The organism is Pantoea sp. GW821-FHT03E06 (assembly GCF_059420725.1).
The window spans coordinates 1,438,378-1,460,444 of record NZ_JBWKUG010000001.1 but is presented as its reverse complement, the minus strand read 5'-3'; the positions used below and the strand labels follow the sequence as shown (position 1 = coordinate 1,460,444).

The 22,067-nt window shown below is 51.3% G+C and carries 15 protein-coding genes; 8 read left to right on the top strand and 7 right to left on the bottom strand.

Annotated elements, in window-relative coordinates; translation table 11 throughout:
• The first annotated feature begins 82 nt into the window (after positions 1 to 82).
• From focA to pflA, 3 genes are all read left to right on the top strand, one after another.
• Positions 83 to 943 (top strand): formate transporter FocA, encoded by an 861-nt coding sequence (gene focA, locus AC07WB_RS06725; RefSeq protein WP_097097560.1) that lies wholly within the window; start codon positions 83 to 85, stop codon positions 941 to 943.
• Between the two features lie 68 nt (positions 944 to 1,011).
• Positions 1,012 to 3,294 (top strand): formate C-acetyltransferase, encoded by a 2,283-nt coding sequence (gene pflB / locus AC07WB_RS06720; RefSeq protein ID WP_494940222.1) that lies wholly within the window; start codon positions 1,012 to 1,014, stop codon positions 3,292 to 3,294.
• 161 nt (positions 3,295 to 3,455) lie between these two features.
• Positions 3,456 to 4,196 (top strand): pyruvate formate lyase 1-activating protein, encoded by a 741-nt coding sequence (gene pflA / locus AC07WB_RS06715; RefSeq protein ID WP_097094373.1) that lies wholly within the window; start codon positions 3,456 to 3,458, stop codon positions 4,194 to 4,196.
• Between the two features lie 54 nt (positions 4,197 to 4,250).
• On the opposite strand, the gene AC07WB_RS06710 is transcribed toward pflA, so the two are convergent.
• The 6 genes from AC07WB_RS06710 to lrp all read right to left on the bottom strand — a co-directional run bounded on the left by AC07WB_RS06710 (position 4,251) and on the right by lrp (position 13,247).
• Positions 4,251 to 5,402, bottom strand: coding sequence for an MFS transporter (locus AC07WB_RS06710; RefSeq protein ID WP_097094374.1), 1,152 nt, complete (start codon positions 5,400 to 5,402; stop codon positions 4,251 to 4,253).
• A 314-nt stretch (positions 5,403 to 5,716) separates the two neighbouring features.
• Positions 5,717 to 7,009, bottom strand: a complete 1,293-nt coding sequence (gene serS, locus AC07WB_RS06705) for a serine--tRNA ligase (protein ID WP_097094375.1) — start codon at positions 7,007 to 7,009, stop codon at positions 5,717 to 5,719.
• Positions 7,010 to 7,106: 97 nt separating this feature from the next.
• Positions 7,107 to 8,453 carry a replication-associated recombination protein A gene (locus AC07WB_RS06700; protein WP_097097561.1) on the bottom strand — a complete coding sequence of 449 codons (1,347 nt, stop codon included), beginning with the start codon at positions 8,451 to 8,453 and terminating at the stop codon, positions 7,107 to 7,109.
• 7 nt (positions 8,454 to 8,460) lie between these two features.
• Positions 8,461 to 9,072: an outer membrane lipoprotein periplasmic chaperone LolA gene (lolA, locus tag AC07WB_RS06695; protein WP_097094376.1), complete on the bottom strand. Its 612-nt coding sequence runs from the start codon at positions 9,070 to 9,072 to the stop codon at positions 8,461 to 8,463.
• A gap of 174 nt (positions 9,073 to 9,246) precedes the next feature.
• A complete protein-coding gene (locus AC07WB_RS06690; RefSeq protein WP_494940221.1) occupies positions 9,247 to 12,633 on the bottom strand; it encodes a DNA translocase FtsK 4TM domain-containing protein in 3,387 nt (1,128 codons plus the stop codon).
• Between the two features lie 119 nt (positions 12,634 to 12,752).
• Positions 12,753 to 13,247 carry a leucine-responsive transcriptional regulator Lrp gene (gene lrp, locus AC07WB_RS06685; protein ID WP_006118610.1) on the bottom strand — a complete coding sequence of 165 codons (495 nt, stop codon included), beginning with the start codon at positions 13,245 to 13,247 and terminating at the stop codon, positions 12,753 to 12,755.
• Positions 13,248 to 13,766: 519 nt separating this feature from the next.
• Between lrp and trxB the strand changes: the two genes are divergently transcribed.
• The 5 genes from trxB to infA all read left to right on the top strand — a co-directional run bounded on the left by trxB (position 13,767) and on the right by infA (position 19,668).
• Positions 13,767 to 14,732: a thioredoxin-disulfide reductase gene (trxB, locus tag AC07WB_RS06680; protein ID WP_494940220.1), complete on the top strand. Its 966-nt coding sequence runs from the start codon at positions 13,767 to 13,769 to the stop codon at positions 14,730 to 14,732.
• A gap of 145 nt (positions 14,733 to 14,877) precedes the next feature.
• Positions 14,878 to 16,647, top strand: coding sequence for a heme ABC transporter permease/ATP-binding protein CydD (gene cydD, locus AC07WB_RS06675; RefSeq protein WP_494940219.1), 1,770 nt, complete (start codon positions 14,878 to 14,880; stop codon positions 16,645 to 16,647).
• Positions 16,647 to 18,377, top strand: coding sequence for a heme ABC transporter ATP-binding protein/permease CydC (gene cydC, locus AC07WB_RS06670; RefSeq protein ID WP_345829906.1), 1,731 nt, complete (start codon positions 16,647 to 16,649; stop codon positions 18,375 to 18,377). Before cydD ends, cydC begins: the two co-directional genes overlap by 1 nt.
• Before the next feature lie 33 nt (positions 18,378 to 18,410).
• Positions 18,411 to 19,103, top strand: coding sequence for a leucyl/phenylalanyl-tRNA--protein transferase (aat, locus tag AC07WB_RS06665; protein ID WP_345826979.1), 693 nt, complete (start codon positions 18,411 to 18,413; stop codon positions 19,101 to 19,103).
• A gap of 346 nt (positions 19,104 to 19,449) precedes the next feature.
• The gene (infA, locus tag AC07WB_RS06660) at positions 19,450 to 19,668 is read left to right on the top strand and encodes a translation initiation factor IF-1 (RefSeq protein WP_002211347.1); all 219 of its coding nucleotides are present in this window, start codon (positions 19,450 to 19,452) and stop codon (positions 19,666 to 19,668) included.
• A 90-nt stretch (positions 19,669 to 19,758) separates the two neighbouring features.
• Here infA and clpA read toward each other — a convergent pair whose 3' ends face one another.
• Positions 19,759 to 22,038, bottom strand: coding sequence for an ATP-dependent Clp protease ATP-binding subunit ClpA (gene clpA, locus AC07WB_RS06655; protein ID WP_097094380.1), 2,280 nt, complete (start codon positions 22,036 to 22,038; stop codon positions 19,759 to 19,761).
• Positions 22,039 to 22,067: the final 29 nt, after the last annotated feature.

Here is a 22,067-nt window from a genome sequence, read left to right as displayed (position 1 = left end):
TCGGGCAAATATGATCCATGTCAATTTCTGACCTATACTCCTTTGTTAGTATCTTTACAGGCAATTTTTGGAGAGCGTTAGTGTGAAAGCTGACAACCCTTTTAATTCATTATTACCGGCAGCCATGGCGAAAGTTGCAGAAGAGGCCGGCATTTATAAAGCAACAAAACACCCTTTAACCACTTTCTTCCTGGCCATCACTGCTGGCGTATTTATTTCAATTGCTTTTGTTTTCTACATCACTGCGACAACCGGTAGTGGAGCGATACCCTATGGTATAGCCAAGCTCATCGGCGGTGTGTGTTTTTCATTAGGTTTAATGTTGGTCGTTGTATGCGGTGCGGATCTCTTCACCTCGACCGTACTGATCGTGGTGGCTAAAGCTAGCGGACGTATTACCTGGCTGCAACTGGGTCGACATTGGTTAAACGTCTATGTCGGCAACCTGTTTGGCGCGTTGTTCTTCGTGGCGCTAATTTGGTTCGCTGGTGAACACATGGTGGCGAATGGAGCCTGGGGCTTAAATGTTCTGCAAACGGCCGACCATAAAATGCATCACACCTTTATTGAAGCTGTCTGTCTTGGTACGCTGGCTAACCTATTGGTTTGTCTGGCTGTCTGGATGAGTTATTCCGGCCGCAGCTTAATGGATAAGATGTTCGCGATGATCTTACCCGTCGCGATGTTTGTTGCTTCTGGCTTCGAACACAGTATCGCCAACATGTTCCTGATTCCGATGGCCATTGTTATTCGTGATTTTGCCAGCCCTGAGTTCTGGCAAATGGCCGGGGCAAGTGCAGCACAATTTCCAGCACTCAGTATTAGCGATTTTATTCTTAACAACCTCATTCCAGTGACCATCGGCAACATTATTGGCGGAGGATTGCTCGTCGGTTTGACCTACTGGGTAATCTATCTGCGTGGCAATGAGTCGGTGCATTAATTAATTGATACGGGCGTGCTGAGTTAGCGCGCCATCGTCAAAGTCTCCCTAAATAAGGCAGGTATATCATGTCCGAACTGAATGAAAAAATGGCGTCAGCCTGGGAAGGATTTAGCGCCGGCGAATGGCAGAATAGTGTCAACGTCCGTGATTTTATCCAGAAAAACTACACACCGTATGAAGGCGATGAGTCCTTCCTGGCCGGTGCGACTCCGGCAACCACTAAATTGTGGGATAGCGTGCTTGAAGGCATCAAAATTGAGAACCGCACCCATGCTCCGGTTGATTTTGATACCGACCTGGCATCAACCATTACTTCTCACGACGCCGGTTACATTAACAAATCGCTGGAAAAAATCGTCGGTCTGCAAACTGAAGCGCCTCTTAAACGTGCCATCATACCGTTTGGCGGCATCAAAATGGTTGAAGGTTCCTGTAAGGTTTATGGCCGCGAGCTGGACCCAGCGCTGAAAAAAGTCTTTACAGATTATCGTAAAACCCATAACCAGGGTGTTTTCGATGTTTATACTCCAGATATCATGCGCTGCCGTAAATCAGGTGTATTGACCGGCTTGCCAGATGCTTATGGCCGTGGCCGTATCATTGGTGACTATCGTCGCGTTGCGCTGTACGGCATCGACTACCTGATGAAAGATAAGGTAGCGCAGTTCAATTCACTGCAAAGTGACATGGAGAATGGCGTTAATCTGGAAGCCACCATCCGTTTGCGTGAAGAGATCTCTGAACAGCATCGTGCGCTGGGCCAGATTAAAGAGATGGCGGCAAAATATGGTTCGGATATCTCTCTGCCAGCCACGAACGCACAAGAAGCAGTACAGTGGACCTATTACGGCTACCTGGCGGCAGTGAAATCGCAGAACGGTGCGGCAATGTCCTTTGGTCGCGTATCCACTTTCCTTGATGTTTACATCGATCGCGATATTCAAGCAGGTAAGCTCACCGAAGAAGCTGCACAGGAACTGATTGACCATCTGGTGATGAAACTGCGTATGGTGCGTTTCCTGCGTACCCCTGAATACGATGAGCTGTTCTCAGGTGACCCAATCTGGGCGACAGAATCGCTGGCAGGCATGGGCGTAGATGGCCGTACGCTGGTCACCAAAAGTACCTTCCGTTTCCTGAACACGCTGTACACTATGGGTCCATCTCCGGAACCTAACATGACCATTCTGTGGTCAGAAAAACTGCCGGTTAACTTTAAAAAATACGCAGCAAAAGTCTCCATCGATACCTCTTCATTGCAGTATGAAAATGATGACCTGATGCGTCCTGATTTTGATAACGATGACTATGCTATCGCCTGCTGTGTGAGCCCGATGATTGTCGGCAAACAGATGCAATTCTTCGGTGCGCGTGCCAACCTGGCAAAAACACTGCTGTACGCAATCAACGGCGGTGTGGATGAGAAACTGAAAATGCAGGTTGGCCCGAAAGAAGCGCCAATCACTGACGAAGTGCTCGATTACGATACCGTAATGACTCGCCTGGATCATTTCATGGATTGGCTGGCGAAACAGTACGTCACTTCCCTGAACATCATTCACTACATGCACGATAAGTACAGCTATGAAGCTTCACTCATGGCGCTGCATGACCGCGACGTCTATCGCACCATGGCCTGTGGTATCGCTGGCCTATCGGTTGCGGCTGATTCCCTGTCTGCAATTAAGTATGCCAAAGTTAAAACCATCCGTGATGCTGATGGCTTAGCGGTAGACTTCGAAATTGAAGGCGAATATCCGCAGTTCGGTAACAATGACTCGCGTGTTGATGACATGGCTTGCGATCTGGTTGAACGTTTCATGAAGAAAATTCAGAAACTGCAAACCTACCGTAACGCGGTTCCAACCCAGTCGGTACTGACCATTACTTCTAACGTGGTTTACGGCAAGAAAACCGGTAATACCCCAGATGGCCGCCGTGCTGGTGCGCCATTCGGACCAGGTGCTAACCCAATGCATGGTCGTGACCAGAAAGGTGCCGTTGCATCACTGACTTCAGTCGCGAAACTGCCGTTCGCTTACGCTAAAGACGGTATCTCTTATACCTTCTCCATCGTGCCAAATGCGCTGGGTAAAGATGATAACGTGCGTAAAACCAACCTTGCTGGCCTGATGGATGGTTATTTCCATCACGAAGCCAACATTGAGGGCGGCCAGCATCTTAACGTCAACGTGATGAACCGTGAGATGTTGCTGGATGCAATGGAACATCCTGAGAACTATCCTCAGTTAACCATCCGTGTATCTGGTTACGCTGTTCGCTTCAACTCGCTCACTAAAGAGCAGCAGAAAGATGTAATTACTCGTACTTTCACTCAGTCGTTGTAATCGCTTTTCGCTAAGATTAAAGGCTCCTGCGGGGGCCTTTTCTTCACAAGTCTGTTTTGCCAGCTTGCTTGTTCCGGCAATCTGGCAAAATCGACTTTCACTTTAAGCACAACAAAGATTGTGCTGCCTGATACTCAGGCTTACCTGGAGAATACATCGCAATGTCAACCATCGGTCGTATCCACTCTTTTGAATCCTGCGGTACCGTTGACGGCCCAGGCATCCGTTTTATCACCTTTTTCCAGGGCTGTCTGATGCGCTGCCTTTACTGCCATAATCGCGATACCTGGGATACGCATGGCGGTAAGGAAATCACCGTTGATGAGTTGATGAAGGATGTCCTCTCCTATCGTCACTTTATGAATGCATCAGGCGGTGGCGTTACGGCATCAGGTGGTGAGGCGATTTTACAAGCCGAATTTGTACGAGACTGGTTTCGCGCCTGCCAGGCAGAAGGGATCCATACTTGCCTGGACACGAATGGCTTTGTTCGCCGTTACGACCCGGTAATCGATGAACTTCTGGAAGCCACTGATTTAGTGATGCTCGACCTGAAACAGATTAACGATGATGTGCATCAGATTCTGGTTGGTGTTTCCAATCATCGCACCCTGGATTTTGCACGTTATTTGCAGAAGAAGGGTAAGCGCACCTGGATTCGTTTTGTCGTCGTACCCGGTTACTCCGATGATGATGATTCTGTTCACCGTCTGGGCGAGTTCACCAAAGATATGGATAACATCGAAAAGATTGAACTCCTTCCCTACCACGAATTAGGCAAACACAAATGGATTGCCATGGGTGAAGAGTACAAGTTAGACGGCGTTAAGCCGCCGAGCAAAGAAACTATGGAGCGAGTAAAGAATATTCTCGCCAGCTACGGTCACGAAGTGATGTACTAAACGTATAATAAAAGGGGAGCCACATTGGCTCCCCTTTTTAATATGTTGATTACGTTACGCATGGGCAACGGGCGTTGCCTGATGATCGGCCTTACGCAACAGCATAACCAAATAAACCAGCGCGACAGCAGCAATCATCACAAACAGTAGACGATCAGAGTAATTCTGCATCAGCAGCGCTGTCATCCCGGGTCCCACTAAGCTTCCTACGGTATAGCTGAAGAGTAAGGCCTGATTCATCGCCACCAGCTCATGGTGGGCCACAGTTTCACATGCCCATGACATCGCCACCGGATAGAGCGTAAAGCCAGCCAGACCGAGTACGAACAGCGCCGGTGCCATCGCGGCACCGCTAAGCATGGCGATAGCCCCCAAAATGACCACAAAAACCTGCACGCGCAGTACCATCAGACGTCCGAAACGGTCGGCAAGACGTCCAACCGGCCATTGGCCAATAATGCCTGAGCTGACTAGCAGCGCCATCCAATAACCGACGGTAGCATCGCTCATGCCCTGATGAGACAGATAAAGTGGCATCAGGCCATATAAAGAACCCAGAACGATACCGGAAATGATGCAGCCATTAATTCCTAAACGAGAACTGCGACGGCGCAGCATAATCCAGATGCGCCCAGTTGATGCCTCTTCGGTTGCCGCAGTGACAGTAACCTGTACAAAAACCACCGGTAATACAGCACAGATAATCAGAGCAGTAACCCACGGAATAACATGCAGCAGCTCTGTAGAGACACGGCTGACCAGCAACTGGCCAGCGACAGTACCCAGATAGTAGATGATCATGTAAGCAGCGAGCAGTTGGCCCCGATTACGTACGGTACCGCTGCACAACAAAGCACTTTCCACGACAACCCAAATCAATGCACAACCTACACCTGCGGTGAAACGCAGCATCGTCCAGCTGTAGAACCCATCAAGCAGCACCATACCCATGGTCGCCAAGGCAAAGAGAACACTGGCCAGATAGAAGCAGCGATTAAAACCATAACGATTGATCAACCAGCCAGCCAACAGAGTGCCCAGCAAATTACCAGTGTAATACGATGAGCTCGCCATACCGACTTGCCAGGTTGGCAGCAGATCGTGAGTAAGCCATAGCGGTACCAGCGTATTGAGCACAGCGATAGACACCGTCATAAGCATTAAGCCACAGAGCAGCAAAATGACGGGGCGCGACCAGGTTGACATAGGGAGTAAAACCAAAAGAGATGAAGATAATTGCGCGCAGTTTGCCATCCGCTAATGTAAAGTCAACGTGCAAAAAATAGTCGCAGCACGATTTGCTGCGGAACAATTTATTTTTCTTATCTTCAGCAGGTTAGAAGAGATAAGAACGGTCTTGAGTGGATATCTATCTACTTGAATTTAGTGTTTTTAGCCATTGGCATGCAAATAATGTCGATAACGTTTATTTGTGATTAATTTCGACTAAAAAATAATTATTTTACCGCTTAAGTTATAAAAAAACCCGGCATTGCCGGGTTTGTATATCAGAGTGTTAATTAGCCTACAAATTCCAGGCCACCCATGTAGGGGCGCAACACTTCAGGTACCTCAATACGGCCATCAGCTTGCTGATAATTTTCCAGCACCGCAACCAAGGTACGGCCAACCGCTAAGCCTGAACCGTTAAGGGTATGCAACAAACGTGGCTTTTTGTCGGTTTTACTGCGGCAGCGCGCCTGCATACGGCGCGCCTGGAAATCACCCATGTTGGAACATGATGAGATTTCGCGATAGGTATCCTGCGCAGGTAACCACACTTCCAGGTCGTATGTTTTGGCTGAACCAAAGCCCATATCGCCCGTACATAGCAACACTTTGCGGTAAGGTAGATTCAGCAGCTGCAGCACTTTCTCTGCATGGCCGACTAGCTCTTCGAGTGCATCCATTGAGGTTTCAGGCGCAACAATCTGCACCATCTCAACTTTGTCGAACTGGTGCATACGAATTAAACCACGCGTATCGCGTCCGTATGAGCCCGCTTCTGAACGGAAGCATGGCGTGTGCGCGGTGAGTTTAATTGGCAGCGCTTCTTCCTCAACAATCTCATCACGCACCAGATTAGTCAGTGGCACTTCCGCCGTTGGGATCAGAGCATAATTACTGCTTCCCGCTTCTTCACCCAAAGGTTTGGTGTGGAACAGGTCTTCACCAAACTTGGGCAACTGACCGGTACCAAATAACGTTTCCTGATTCACCAGATACGGAACATAGGTTTCGAGATAACCGTGCTGCTGCGTATGAAGATCCAGCATAAATTGGCTCAGCGCACGATGCAGACGCGCGATTTGCCCTTGCATCACAATGAAACGTGAGCCGGTCAGTTTTACCGCTGCGGCAAAATCCAGGCCTTTGGCGGCTTCACCCAGCTCGACGTGATCTTTTACCGGGAAATCAAACTGACGCGGCTGTCCCCAACGGCTGATTTCCTGATTCTCGCTGTCATCTTTACCCAGTGGAACTTCATCAACCGGCAAATTTGGCAACGCGAGAGCAAAATCACGAATTTCATTCTGCAGGACATCCAGTTCTGCTTTAGCCGCATCCAGGCGTTCGCCCAGTGCGTTCACTTCCTGACGCAGCGGCTCGATATCTTCCCCACGTGCTTTGGCCTGACCGATGGATTTGGATCGGGAGTTACGCTCAGCCTGTAGATTTTCAGTTTCTACCTGCAAGACTTTACGACGCTCTTCGAGCGAACGTAACGTTTCCACATCCAGTTTGAATCCTCGGCGTGCCAGTTTTTCTGCGACTGCGTCTGGCTCATTACGCAGCAGGTTGGGATCGAGCATGCTAATCCTGTGTAATAAAAGGTTGATTGAATGAAAGGCGGGACGCATCCCTATGGAATGCAATGAAATCCTTGCTCACCTTACCGTAAGGTGTTTATCAGCGGTAGCGTTTTATCGGGCTATTTTGATCCTGCTCAGCGAGCCAGGCGAGTTTTTCACCAATTTTTCCTTCAAGCCCGCGATTGGTAGGTTGGTAATATCGCGTCTTAGCCATTTCAGGTGGAAAATAGACTTCCCCGGCCGCATAGGCGTTGGTTTCATCATGTGCGTAGCGATACTCTTTGCCCAGTCCCATCTCTTTCATCAACCTGGTTGGAGCATTGCGTAAATGTTCCGGCACATCATAATCTGGAAATTCGCGCGCATCACGCATCGCTGCTTTGAAAGCGGTGTAAACGGCATTACTTTTGGGGGCGCTGGCGAGGTAAACAATAGCCTGTGCAATAGCTCGCTCGCCTTCAGCAGGACCAACGCGAGTGAAGCAATCCCAGGCAGCAAGCGCAACCTGCATGCCTCGTGGATCGGCGTTGCCGACATCTTCCGAAGCGATAGCCAGTAAACGACGTGCGACATACAGAGGATCGCCACCTGCAGTGATGATACGGGCATACCAATAAAGCGCAGCATCCGGTGCAGAGCCACGAACAGATTTATGCAAGGCGGAAATCAAATCGTAGAAACGGTCGCCTTTATTATCAAAGCGCGCCGCCCTTTCACCTGATACTTCATTGAGCAGTTGTGGCGTTAGTTCACGCTGGCCTTGCGCATTGTTCTCTGCCATATCCGCCATCATTTCCAGCGTATTCAACGCACGCCGTGCATCACCGTTCACCAGCTCGGCAATCATGCGACGCGTATTATCCGGTAGCAGAATATCGCTCTTACCGTAACCGCGATCGTCATCTTGCATGGCTTGCAGCAAAACCTGCTCAATGTCGGCTGTGGTAAGAGATTTGAGTAAATATACGCGCGCACGCGAAAGCAGCGCCGAGTTCAGCTCAAATGAGGGGTTTTCTGTCGTGGCACCAATAAAGGTTATCGTGCCGTCTTCGATGTGTGGAAGGAAAGCATCCTGCTGGCTTTTATTGAAGCGATGCACTTCATCGACAAACAGAATAGTACGCCGTCCCACCTGTCGATTTTGACGTGCTCGCTCAATGGCTTCACGTATCTCTTTGACACCAGAGGTCACGGCAGAGATGCGCTCCACATCGGCTTTGCCATAATGACCAATAATTTCTGCGAGCGTTGTTTTACCTGTCCCTGGTGGTCCCCATAAAATCATTGAATGCAGATGTCCTGCCTCGATGGCGCGCGGCAGTGGTTTGCCAGGCGCCAGCAGATGCTGCTGCCCAATATATTGTTGCAACGTAGCCGGCCGCATGCGTGCGGCCAGCGGTTGAAACTCATTTGATGGGGCAAAATCCAGAGACAGATTACTCACCATTACCTCATTGTCGTTGATCGTCCACCGTTACTCCTTTTGGCGGAGTAAAGGTGAATTTATCCGGGCTAATTGCGCCATTATTCTGACTTTTTAGCTGATAATCGCTGTGCTGACCATCTTGCTCAACAGCACTGAACTTATTGATTGTGCCGGAGGAGGTAACATTGATAGTGAACTGCTTAAGATTGCCGTCACTACTTTTTGGGGTCAGCTCGAAGTTATCGCCTTTCTGCGAGATATTGTATTGCTTCCAGTCACTTGGCTGATTACGAGCAATAAGCATAAACGGGGTATTACTCGCGGCATTTTGCAGCAGGCTGACACTCGCTTGCTCAACGAATGGATTATAGAACCACAGATTCTTACCATCAGAAATAATTACGCTTTCGTCTGGCGCAGTCATGTGCCAGTTAAACAGACTCGGACGTTTGACCCAAAGTTCGCCTTCACCGTCCTGCACATTCGCACCGCTGCCATCAGTCACTTTCTGACTAAAGCTGGCGTGGAAGCTGTTCACTTTATTTAGACGCTGTTGTAGATCGCTAGACGCATCCGCCAAAGCTGAAGCGGAAACAAAACTGGCCAATAGGCCGCAGGCAATAACGCGTAATTTCATCTGATTCGATTCCTTATTCATTGTTTCCCGACACTTACAACATTAAACGTAGTTGCCGCCCTGTCTCTTCGACAGGAGAAAAAGCCGAAAGCTCCCGAAAATATGGGGATCGACCAACAGATAAACAATGGGCCAGCGTTAACTGGCCCATGAGCAAACAACTGTACGCAGAAATTACATCTCGTGTGGCGGCGGCGAAAGCACTTCGCGGTTACCATTGTGTCCAGGTTCAGAAACAATGCCTTGCGCTTCCATCTGCTCGATGATGCGCGCTGCACGGTTATAACCAATGCGGAATTGACGCTGAACTCCGGAGATTGATGCACGCCGTTTTTCCACCACGAAAGAGACGGCCTGGTCGAACAGCGGATCTAACTCTTCATCGCCCATCATCCCACCCGCAGCGCCCTCGCTCTCTTCACCGGCGGTGATACTCTCGATGTACTGCGGACGACCACGTGCTTTCCAGTCCTGAACCACTGCATGCACTTCCTGATCGCGTACAAACGCACCGTGCACACGCACAGGCATGGAGGAGTTAGGCGGCATGTAGAGCATGTCACCCATCCCCAACAGTGATTCCGCGCCACCCTGATCAAGAATGGTGCGTGAATCAATCTTACTGGAAACTGTAAAGGCAATACGTGTTGGAATGTTGGCTTTGATCAGACCGGTGATGACGTCAACTGAAGGACGCTGCGTCGCCAGCACCAGGTGAATACCCGCCGCACGCGCTTTCTGTGCCAGACGAGCAATCAACTCCTCGACTTTCTTACCCACGGCCATCATCAGATCGGCAAATTCATCGACCAACACCACAATGTACGGCAGTTTTTCCAGTACCGGTGGCGTGGTATCCATACTATCGCCCGGCTTCCAGAATGGATCGGGGATTGGTCGGCCCATCGCTGCAGCTTGCTCAATCTTTTCGTTGTAACCCGCAAGGTTACGCACGCCCAATGCTGACATCAGCTTATAGCGACGCTCCATCTCACCCACACTCCAGCGCAGCGCATTCGCCGCATCTTTCATATCGGTAACGACTTCGGTCAGCAGATGCGGAATGCCTTCATAGACTGACAACTCCAGCATTTTGGGGTCGATCATGATAAAGCGCACCTCTTCCGGGGTAGCTTTATACAACATACTGATGATCATGGTGTTAACGCCCACTGATTTACCGGAACCGGTAGTACCAGCAACCAGTAAGTGAGGCATTTTCGCCAAATCAGCCACGACCGGCTGGCCAGCGATGTCTTTACCCAACACCACCGCAAGCGGAGAAGGATTTTCACGGAACTTAGGGCAATCCAGCACTTCGCGCAGATAAACGGTTTGACGATGTTTATTAGGTAACTCAAGCCCAACGTAAGGTTTACCGGGGATCACTTCCACTACGCGTACTGCGACGGCAGAGAGTGAGCGGGCCAGGTCTCGCGACAGATTTGAGATGCGTGAAGCCTTAACGCCCGGCGCCAAATCGAGTTCGAAACGGGTAATAACTGGGCCCGGTGAAATACCAACGACTTCGGCCTTCACACGATAATCGGCCAGTCGCGCTTCAACCAAACGCGCCGTTTGCTCGAGCGCAAACATATCAACGGGTTCTTCCTCTGATGGCGGCGGCGTGAGCAAATCCAATGTTGGCAGCGGCGTAGACGGTCTTTCCAGCGGCTGCTCATGGCGAACCAGGAACGGGTGGAACAAACTGTCCTGAACCGGCGCGGCAGGTTTTACGGGGGCCGCCGGCGCAGAATACGCTTCCTGCTCGGGCGAAGACCAGGGGCTGCTTTCTTCACTCAATGAAGGCATCGGTTTAGGTTGTGACGGCTCAGGTTGCTGCCAATGCGCTGGCTCTTCAGCCTCTGGAGCTGCAGAAAGCGTGAACAGCGGCTCGCTTGGGCTATCATCAACCAAATCTTTCATTGGTGAGAAATCAAAGGCAGAAGACGTATCCAGATTAAAGACTGGAGTCTCCTTTTCCGCAGGTTCGTTATAGCGTTGCTGCTGCTGATCGGCAAACTGACGAGCAAGTTGCGCTTGCTGCAACGCATCTTCATCTTCGGGCTCAGCCACATTCTGCCAGCTTTCACCATAACGATTCTGCTGCTGAGACTGGAAGGCCTCACGCAATTGCGCTTCCTGTAACGCAACATCATCCTCATGCGACGTCGCGCTATAGCTGGCCGTCACCTCAGGCTGCTGCTGTTCAGCTTCTTTTGCCTGCTCTTCCGCCATACGTTGTGAAGGCAGCTTAATACCATACGACGCCAATTCACGACGCGTTGGTAATTTGACTTTGTTCGGACGCGGCAATTCTGGGCCAATGCCCTGCTTCACTTGCGGGTTGTAATCACGCTCGGGCACGATATCAAATGCTGGCGAGTAGGCCGAAGTTGATGACGCCGTTTTTATCGCCCCCGCGGCCAATGATGCGGCAGCGGCGGTATTTAATGGCGCTGAAGACGGGGCTGCATCCTGCCAGTTGCCCATGCTTGGGCCTTCGTCATCCTCGGCAGGCGAATAGGGTGAAGGCACCGGTTCATTTGGCACTTCGAAGCGATAACGCGGTGTCGAGGATTGCACGACCGGTTCCGGTGTCGCAGTAACGGGCTCGGGAGCAAAAGTCGACGCTGGCACGGGTTCAACAGAACGTGGTACAGGTGCAGGTTCTACGGACGCGCTGTTCCCTGGCTGCGCGGCTGCTGGCGCTTGTTGTGCGGCTTGCGTGGTGACAGCAATCGCAGCGGCAGTTGCGGCACTGGCTTTGGCCAGCAGCGGATCATCACCTAACGCTTCTGTGACGGGTTCGCTAATTTTGCGGGGTTTCGCCAACAATACATCATCGTCTGCGCTTTCAAACTGAGCTGCAGGCAATGAAACCGGCACATCATCAGACTGCTCCTCGTCGTCATACTCCTCTTCCTGCCACGGTTCTTCATGTCGTGAGCGATTACTGGCAAACGTCAGAACGCCCATCACGACACCGCCGATTCTTTCAGCGATAGTCAGCCAGGACCAACCGGTATACAGCGTGATGCCTGCCGCCCATACACACAGCAGCGTCAGCGTGCCGCCCGCTGAACTAAACCAAGGTGCCATGGCATTGCTTACCAGGCTGCCAATAACGCCGCCTGAGGTAAAATACCAGATGTCATCGACGTTCAGCGCAGCAAGACCGCAAGTCGTCACGACTAATGCCAGCACACCAATCAGGCGCAGACCAACGGCAAAGTAGTCGATGTAATCCTGGCGGTCACGCTGACGGAAAGTGATCCAACAAAGACCAATAATGACCGGAGGAATGGCGTAGGCCATCACGCCGAAAATGAATAACAGCGTATCTGCCAGCCATGCGCCGACGCTGCCACCCAGATTATGGATGGGCTCGTGCCATGCGGTTTGTGACCAGCTTGGATCTGAAGGGTTAAAACTAACCAGCGACACCATCAAATAGATGGCGAACAAGGCCACAAGAATGAGCAACGCTTCCAGCAGACGACGTCCACTGCTCAGCGGTTGTAACGAAACATCTTTATCTTCTGTATATTCCTGGCTCAAGAGAACTCTCCAGGTGCCTGTAAATTAAGAAGGCAACAACGTCGGGCATGCCCGACGCTGGTCCTGTATGAATTCACAGGAGTGTACCGAAATCCTGCAAGCTTTGCACCTGCCCTGCACTACCGGGTTTTGATCACCAGACGATTGCTCTGTTTGACCTCTTCCATCACCACGTAGGTACGGGTGTCGTTTACGCCCGGCAGGCGTAGCAAGGTTTCACCCAGCAGCTTACGATAGGCGGACATATCAGGTACGCGCGTTTTCAGCAGGTAGTCAAAGTCACCTGAAACCAGGTGACACTCTTGAGTTTCCTCAAGTTTTTGCACTGCGGCGTTAAATTGTTCAAACACATCAGGCGCGCCACGATTCAGAGTAATCTCAACGAATACCAGCAGTGAAGCGTCCAGATAATGTGGGTTGAGCTGAGCGGTGTAACCCAGAATGAAGCCCTGACGCTCCAGGCGACGCACGCGCTCAAGACAAGGTGTCGGCGATAATCCAACCCGTTTCGATAGCTCGACATTGGAAATACGACCGTCTTTCTGCAGCTCATTCAGAATATTTCTGTCGATACGATCTAAATCTTTTCCGGGGCGTTTCTTATTGTCTACCATTATTATTGTCTCTCTTAATTCCTTCCCTTTACCTGCCACACCCTGAAAACGCTCATTGTTCAGGGCCTTACTGAAGTGAAGACATTAAGCCTGTGCAGTGATGCATCCATCCGTATGACGCATGTTGTCTGTCCACACCATGCGTCATTACCAATGTCAGGCTGAGTTTATTCGGCTAAAAAGCCCAAAACAGAAAGGAAATTCTGTTTCGAATCGCTAAATATTCTCTGCTTCTCCCAATGTTTTCGCAAAAGCGCAGGCGATTGTCAAAGTAAAACATCCAAATTCAGTACAAGATGCCAGATAGAGATCTGGGTTGCTGTTTTTAAATGAGAATTTTTATGCTGCTGCACCACTAATTGCCGAGCATTGCCCCCTTTTAGCGCAACGCGCGTGCAGAATCTCCGCTCATCGTCTACGCCATTTGCAGTGATTGTTAACAAAATTGCTGAAACCTTTTTTTGCAGCGTTAATTTCCCTACAATCAAAAACTATGTTGTCAAAAATATTGAGGAACGTATGAGTACGGCCAAACACAGTAAGCTGCTCATTCTGGGCTCCGGTCCTGCCGGTTATACCGCTGCGGTTTATGCAGCGCGCGCTAATCTGAACCCGGTTTTAATTACCGGACTGGAAAAAGGCGGCCAGCTCACTACCACTACCGACGTAGAAAACTGGCCGGGCGATCCCAACGACCTGACGGGGCCAGCGCTGATGGAACGCATGCAAGAGCATGCCGAAAAGTTCAACACCGAGATCATTTTTGACCATATTCATACCGTTGATCTACAGAACCGCCCGTTCCGTCTGGTGGGAGATAGCGGAGAATACACAGCGGACGCGTTGATCATTGCGACAGGCGCATCAGCACGCTATCTCGGCTTACCTTCTGAAGAGGCCTTCAAAGGTAAAGGCGTCTCAGCCTGCGCCACCTGCGATGGTTTCTTCTATCGCAATCAGAAAGTTGCCGTGATAGGCGGGGGTAACACCGCGGTTGAGGAAGCCCTCTATCTGGCAAATATCGCTGCTGAAGTACATTTGATTCACCGGCGCGATAGCTTCCGCGCCGAAAAAATTCTCATCGATCGTCTGATGGAAAAAGTACGCAATGGCAATATCGTTTTGCACACCAACCGTACACTCGACGAAGTGGTTGGCGATCAAATGGGCGTAACGGGGGTAAAACTGCTGTCGACGCAAGGCGAGGCACCAGAGTCCCTCGACGTCGCGGGCCTCTTTGTCGCCATCGGCCACAGCCCAAATACTGCGATTTTTGATGGTCAGCTGGATTTAGAAAATGGCTATATCAAAGTGCAGTCCGGCTTGCACGGCAATGCCACGCAAACCAGTATTCCTGGGGTGTTCGCTGCCGGTGATGTTATGGACCATATCTATCGCCAGGCGATCACTTCCGCTGGCACCGGTTGTATGGCAGCACTGGATGCCGAACGTTTCCTCGATGGCTTGGTTAAAAACGATAAGTAAGTTGTTAATAACCTGATCATAATCGCTACGAGGCGGCCAGTTTTGGTCGCCTTTTTTGTTACCTGCATGCTACAGTTCAGGCGCCCGACATTGCTGGGTTTTCATCCGGGATTTACATCTCTTTTGAGTTACCAAACGGCATCGCATGAACAAATCACGGCAACAAGAACTTCTCCGCTGGCTTCGTCAGCAACGGCATCATGGTGCGCGCAGCTTACGCGTGGCTTCACTGTTGGGTTTTGCTGGCGCATTAGTGATTATCGCGCAAGCCTGGCTACTGGCGTCGCTTTTACAAAATCTGATTGTGGCGCAACAGCCTCGCGCAACGCTTCTCAACGATTTCCTGCTATTACTGCTGTGCTTTGTTCTACGAGCAGGTTTGCACTATGCACGCGAAATGGCAGGACATCGTGCTGGCGTCGCGATTCGTCGTGCGCTACGTCAGCAGGTGCTGGATCGGCTCAGTGCATTAGGTCCTGCCTGGATACAGGGCAAGCCCGCTGGTAGCTGGGCTACACTGCTGCTCGAACAAATCGAAGAGATGCAGGAATATTACGCGCGCTATTTGCCGCAAATGTCACTCGCTGTCTTTATTCCGCTGGCCATTTTGATTGCCCTATTCCCAATCAATTGGGCAGCCGGGCTGATTCTACTCGTGACCGCACCGCTCATTCCGCTGTTTATGGCAATGGTCGGTATGGGGGCAGCGGATGCGAATCGTCGTAACTTCCTGGCCCTGGCAAGGCTTAGCGGCGATTTCTACGATCGTTTGCGGGGTCGTGAAACGCTGCGCCTGTTCCATCGTGCCGCCGCCGAAGAACAGGCAATCGCCAATAGCACTACAGATTTCCGCCAGCGCACCATGGAAGTGTTGCGCCTGGCTTTCCTCTCTTCCGCCGTGCTGGAGTTTTTCGCTTCTCTGGCGATAGCGGTCGTGGCGGTCTATTTCGGCTTCTCCTATCTTGGCGAATTAAATTTTGGCCATTACGGTACCGGCGTAACGCTCTTTGCCGGATTCCTGGCGTTGATTTTGGCACCGGAGTTTTTCCAACCCTTGCGCGACTTAGGCACCTTCTATCACGCTAAAGCCCAGGCGATTGGTGGAACAGATGCGCTGGATCAGTTTCTCCGCGAAAGCCCCGATACCGTCACTGAACAAGATTCGACTGTGCTTTCCCTCGCTGCACCGCTGGTGATACAGGCGAAGAATTTGGTCGTGATGACCGCCAGAGGCGAAGCATTATCGCAGCCGCTGAATTTCACCCTTGCTGCCGGTAAGCGTGTCGCTTTGGTAGGACAAAGCGGTGCCGGGAAAACGGCGTTGATGAACGTACTGCTCGGCTTCCTGCCTTACCAGGGTTCTCTATGGATAAATGGCCAGGAACTGCGGGAGATCAATCGCGATAGCTGGCAACACCATCTCGCATGGGTAGGACAAAATCCGCATTTACCCGCCTTGACGCTGCGTGAAAACTTGCTGCTGAACAACCACGTGGATGACGTCACGCTTAAAGCCGTGCTTCAGAAAGCGGGAGTAACTGAATTTTTAGACCGTCTGCCACAAGGATTAGATACCGTTCTGGGCGATGGAGGAATTGGCCTTTCCGTTGGTCAGGCGCAGCGTGTTGCTGTTGCGCGTGCGCTACTTAAACCCGCGCAACTGTTGCTGCTTGATGAGCCCGGATCTGGCCTTGATAGTCAAAGTGAACAACACGTTATCAACGCATTACACGAGGCGGCAACACAACAGACCACGCTCATGATCACCCATCAACTTAACGATCTGGAGAACTGGGACGAAGTGTGGGTCATGCAGGCGGGACAGTTGATCCAGCAAGGTCATTGGCAGCAGTTGATTGCACAGGATGGACCGTTACGCCAGATGGTTAAACATCGTCTGAAGGAGATCGCATGATGAACAGCTTATTGCCCTTTCTGCGTCTTTTTCGTCGTCACCCGTGGCGACTGGGACTTGGCATTATTCTCGCGATCGTCACCTTACTCGCTAGCATTGGACTACTAACGCTATCAGGCTGGTTTCTCGCCGCATCTTCCCTGGCGGGTGTCGCTGGACTTTACAGCTTCAATTACATGCTGCCTGCCGCAGGCGTGCGAGGTGCGGCTATTACGCGGACGGCAGCACGCTATTTTGAGCGTTTGGTAAGCCATGATGCCACCTTCCGCGTACTACAACATTTGCGGGTATTCACCTTCAGCAAACTTATTGCGTTGGCACCTGAACAGTTAGCGCGTTTTCGTCAGGGTGAATTACTGAACCGCTTCGTCAGCGATGTGGATACGCTAGATCACCTTTATCTGCGGGTGATTTCCCCCCTGGTTGGCGCAGCCGTCGTCATCGTGGTCGTCACCTGCGGTTTAGCCCTGCTGGATGTCCCGTTAGCACTGCTGTTGGGAGGCGTCATGCTACTTACGCTGCTACTTATGCCACCGCTTTTCTGGCGTTTAGGTACGGCATCTGGACATCAAATTGCGCAACATCAATCCCGCTGGCGCATGCAATTAACACATTGGCTTACCGGATTATCTGAGCTGAAGATCTATGGCGCAGCGCAGCTATGGCGCAAACATCTCAATCTAGAAGAGTTCCGCTGGCAACAGGCACAACGCCGGCAGCATCGTTTGCAGGCGCTGGCGCAAAGTCTGTTAATGCTGATCAGTGGAGCTACGGTCACGCTTCTGCTGTGGATTTCTGCCAACGGCGTAGGCGATAATTCTGCTCCAGGTGCACTGATTGCGCTGTTTGTATTCTGTGGATTAGCGGCCTTTGAAGCCCTTGCACCGGTTGCCGCCGCCTTTCTGCCTCTGGCGCAGGTGAGCGGCGCTGCACAGCGCGTGCAGGAGATCATTGAACAACCCGCAGCCATTCGTTTCCCCAGCGTTAAGGTTGAAAGCGCTGCGGGTATTCACTTAAAACTGGAAAACATCTGCTTCAGCTATCCGCAACGTCCAGAACCCGTATTACAGCATTTCTCCTTATCACTTCGTGCTGGCGAACATGTGGCACTCCTTGGGCCGACTGGCTGCGGCAAATCGAGTCTGTTAGCCCTGATTACCCGAGGATGGGAAGCACAACGAGGCTCAATCACGTTGAATGACATCGCGCTGGCTGATTGGGATGAAGCAACGTTGCGAAGCCGCATTAGCGTCGTTACGCAGCGCGTACATTTGTTCAGCCAAACATTGCGCGATAATTTGTTGCTGGCCAAACCAAACGCCACTGATGAGCAGTTAGTTGAGGTGCTGCATCACGTTGGTTTGCCACAGCTTGTCGAACAGAGCGAAGGTTTGAATGCATGGATGGGTGATGGCGGCCGACCGCTATCCGGCGGCGAAATGCGTCGCCTGGCGATTGCTCGTGCATTGCTGCACGATGGCGATTTATGGTTACTCGATGAGCCCACCGAAGGTTTGGATGCCAGCACCGAACAGCAGATTCTTGCGCTGTTGCGGCACGTGAGCAGCGGTAAAACGTTGATTATGGTGACGCATCGCTTGACCGGTTTAGACGCAATGGATCGTATTTGCGTGATGGATCAGGGGCAGATTGTTGAATCCGGTACCCACGCCGAATTAATCTCAAAAGCAGGCCGCTACTGGCGTTTCCATCAGCGCTTTACGCTATAGTCTTAGCCAACAGCACTGAGTGTGATTAATGCAATGAGACTGATACAGCTTTCACGGGATTCATTAAATTTCCCCCCCCCTGAAATGGCACTGCGCGAGCCAAATGGATTATTGGCGATGGGCGGCGATCTCTCCCCTGCCCGTTTAATGAATGCTTATCAGCGTGGCATTTTCCCGTGGTTTTCTCCTGGCGATCCCATACTTTGGTGGTCGCCGGATCCTCGCGCAGTGATGTTGCCGGAATCATTCCATCTCAGCCGCAGTATGGCGCGCTTCCATAAGCGATCGCCTTATCGTGTCACCATGAATCATGCCTTTCCTCAGGTGCTGGAAGGCTGCGCCAGCAATCGCCAGGAAGGTACCTGGATCACTTTTGAAGTGAAACGCGCCTGGTTACGTTTATACGAATTAGGCCATGCGCATTCGATTGAGGTGTGGAACGATCAGCAACTGGTAGGTGGCATGTATGGATTGGCGCTGGGACAAATCTTTTGCGGCGAGTCGATGTTTAGCCGCCAGGAAAATGCCTCAAAAACTGCGCTTTGGGTGTTCTCGCAGCATTTTCTTGCTCATCATGGGCGGTTAATAGATTGCCAGGTACTGAATCCGCATACTGCCTCGCTGGGAGCGGTTGAAATCCCCCGTGTCGATTACTTACAGTACGTGCAAACGCTGGCGTGGCAACCCGTTTTAGATCATTGCTGGCAAACACAAACCCTTTTTTGACATTGCTCCCAGATGTTTTGCACACAATTCCCGACAAAAGTGATACAATAAGCGAGTTTGGTATGTCGTCCGCGCTTCGCTGTGGCGAGCCGGAATTGCCAGGTTGGGAATCTCACACATTTCCCGAAGCTGTTTTGATTGTGCACCTGATGCCGATTGCTACAGATTCTTAGCCCGCTAATCCCCCGCAGACGTCAAAAAACACCCTAATTTATCCGTACTGCACGCGCAACGGCGCGACGCACGGCGAAGCGTTGGCAAAATCATCAACGGTTCTTTACATAAATCATGGAATTCGGCATTATCTTGCCGGTTCAACAGTTTGGTAGTACACCCAGAGGATTCGATGGCCAAAGAAGACAATATTGAAATGCAAGGTACCGTACTGGATACGTTACCGAACACCATGTTCCGCGTAGAGCTTGAAAACGGGCACGTGGTTACCGCTCATATCTCCGGTAAAATGCGCAAAAACTACATCCGCATCCTGACGGGCGACAAAGTGACTGTCGAGTTGACCCCGTACGACCTGAGCAAAGGCCGCATTGTCTTCCGTAGTCGCTAAGTAACTGTTCACACCTCGCGTTGGTTACCTTTATTTAGCGCGAAAAAAAGGCCGGATTCGCATCCGGCCTTTTTCATATCTACGCCACAATCAGTGAACGGTACCTTCGGTTTTACGTTTTTCCGCACTCAGGAAATGATAAGTAAGCTGGTTTTTCTCTTTATCCAGCGCGACTGACACCGATCCACCATCAACCAGCGAACCAAACAGCAGTTCATTCGCCAACGGTTTCTTCAGATTTTCCTGGACGGCACGTGCCATCGGACGCGCACCCATCGCTTTGTCATAACCTTTATCAGCCAGCCAATCTCGCGCATCATCACTCACTTCAAGCGATACGCCCTTAGCATCCAGCTGAGCCTGCAACTCGACGATAAATTTGTCCACTACCTGATGAATCACCTCCTGTGACAGGTGACGGAACCAAATAATGTTATCGAGACGGTTGCGGAACTCTGGCGTAAAGATCTTTTTAATCTCTTCCATCGCGTCTGTGCTGTTGTCCTGATGAATCAGGCCAATCGACTTACGTTCCGTTTCACGCACGCCAGCATTGGTGGTCATCACTAGCACCACGTTGCGGAAATCTGCTTTGCGGCCGTTGTTATCGGTCAGCATACCGTTGTCCATCACCTGCAGCAGCAGGTTGAACACATCCGGGTGTGCTTTCTCGATTTCATCCAGCAACACCACAGCATGTGGATGCTTAATCACCGCATCGGTCAGCAAACCACCCTGATCGAAGCCGACGTAACCCGGAGGTGCACCGATCAAACGGCTAACGGTGTGACGCTCCATATACTCGGACATATCAAAACGCAGCAGCTCAATGCCCAGCGCTTTTGCCAGCTGAACTGTGACTTCGGTTTTACCCACACCTGTAGGTCCAGCAAACAGGAACGAACCCACCGGCTTACGATCCTGCCCCAAACCAGCACGGCTCATTTTGATTGCTTCAGTCAGTGCTTCAATCGCATTATCCTGACCAAACACCAGCATCTTCAGGCGATCACCGAGATTTTTCAGCGTATCACGATCGGTTTGTGACACGCTCTGCTCGGGAATACGTGCAATACGCGCAACCACCGTTTCAATATCAGAGACATTGACCGTTTTCTTACGCTTACTCACCGGCACCAAGCGCGCACGCGCACCAGCTTCATCAATCACGTCAATTGCCTTATCGGGCAGATGACGATCGTTGATATATTTCACCGCCAGCTCCACCGCCGCACGCACCGCTTTCGCGGTATAGCGCACGTCATGATGCGCTTCGTACTTCGGCTTCAGACCATTGAGGATCTGCACGGTCTCTTCCACAGAAGGCTCGGTGATATCGATCTTCTGGAAACGACGCGCCAGCGCACGATCTTTCTCAAAGATGTTGCTGAACTCCTGATAAGTAGTTGAACCCATCACGCGGATTTTACCGCTGGAGAGCAATGGCTTGATCAGGTTTGCCGCATCCACCTGGCCACCCGATGCCGCACCGGCACCGATAATGGTATGGATTTCGTCAATAAACAGGATGCTATTGCTGTCCTGTTCCAGCTGTTTCAGTAGCGCTTTGAAGCGTTTTTCAAAATCACCCCGATATTTAGTACCGGCCAGCAGCGAGCCGATGTCGAGAGAGTAAATGGTGCACTCTTTCATCACCTCAGGCACGTCGCCCTGCACAATACGCCAGGCAAGACCTTCAGCAATCGCGGTTTTACCTACGCCCGATTCGCCCACCAGCAGCGGGTTATTCTTACGACGACGGCATAACACCTGTACGGCACGCTCCAGCTCTTTATCGCGGCCGATCAGCGGATCGATTCCGCCGACACGAGCAAGCTGATTAAGATTGGTGGTGAAGTTTTCCATACGATCCTCCCCGCCTGCTTGCTCTTCGTTAACCGGATTCTCCGCATTGTTCTGCGGCTGGCCGGGTTCGTCTTTACGCGTACCATGGGAGATGAAGTTAACCACATCGAGACGGCTCACTTCGTGTTTACGTAACAGATAAGCCGCTTGTGACTCCTGCTCGCTGAAAATCGCGACCAGCACATTGGCGCCGGCGACTTCGCTGCGACCGGAGGACTGGACGTGGAATACTGCACGCTGCAGCACACGCTGGAAGCTGAGCGTAGGTTGGGTATCGCGCTCCTCTTCAGTGGCTGGCAGCACCGGTGTGGTTTGTTCGATGAATGCTTCGAGTTCCTGACGCAGAGCCACGATATCCACCGAACAGGCTTCCAGTGCCTCTCTGGCCGACGGGTTACTGAGCAATGCCAGCAACAGATGCTCGACGGTCATAAACTCATGACGGTGCTCGCGCGCTCTGGCGAAAGCCATGTTTAAACTGAGTTCCAGTTCTTGATTGAGCATTTGGCACCTCCCACAATTATCGCTCTGAC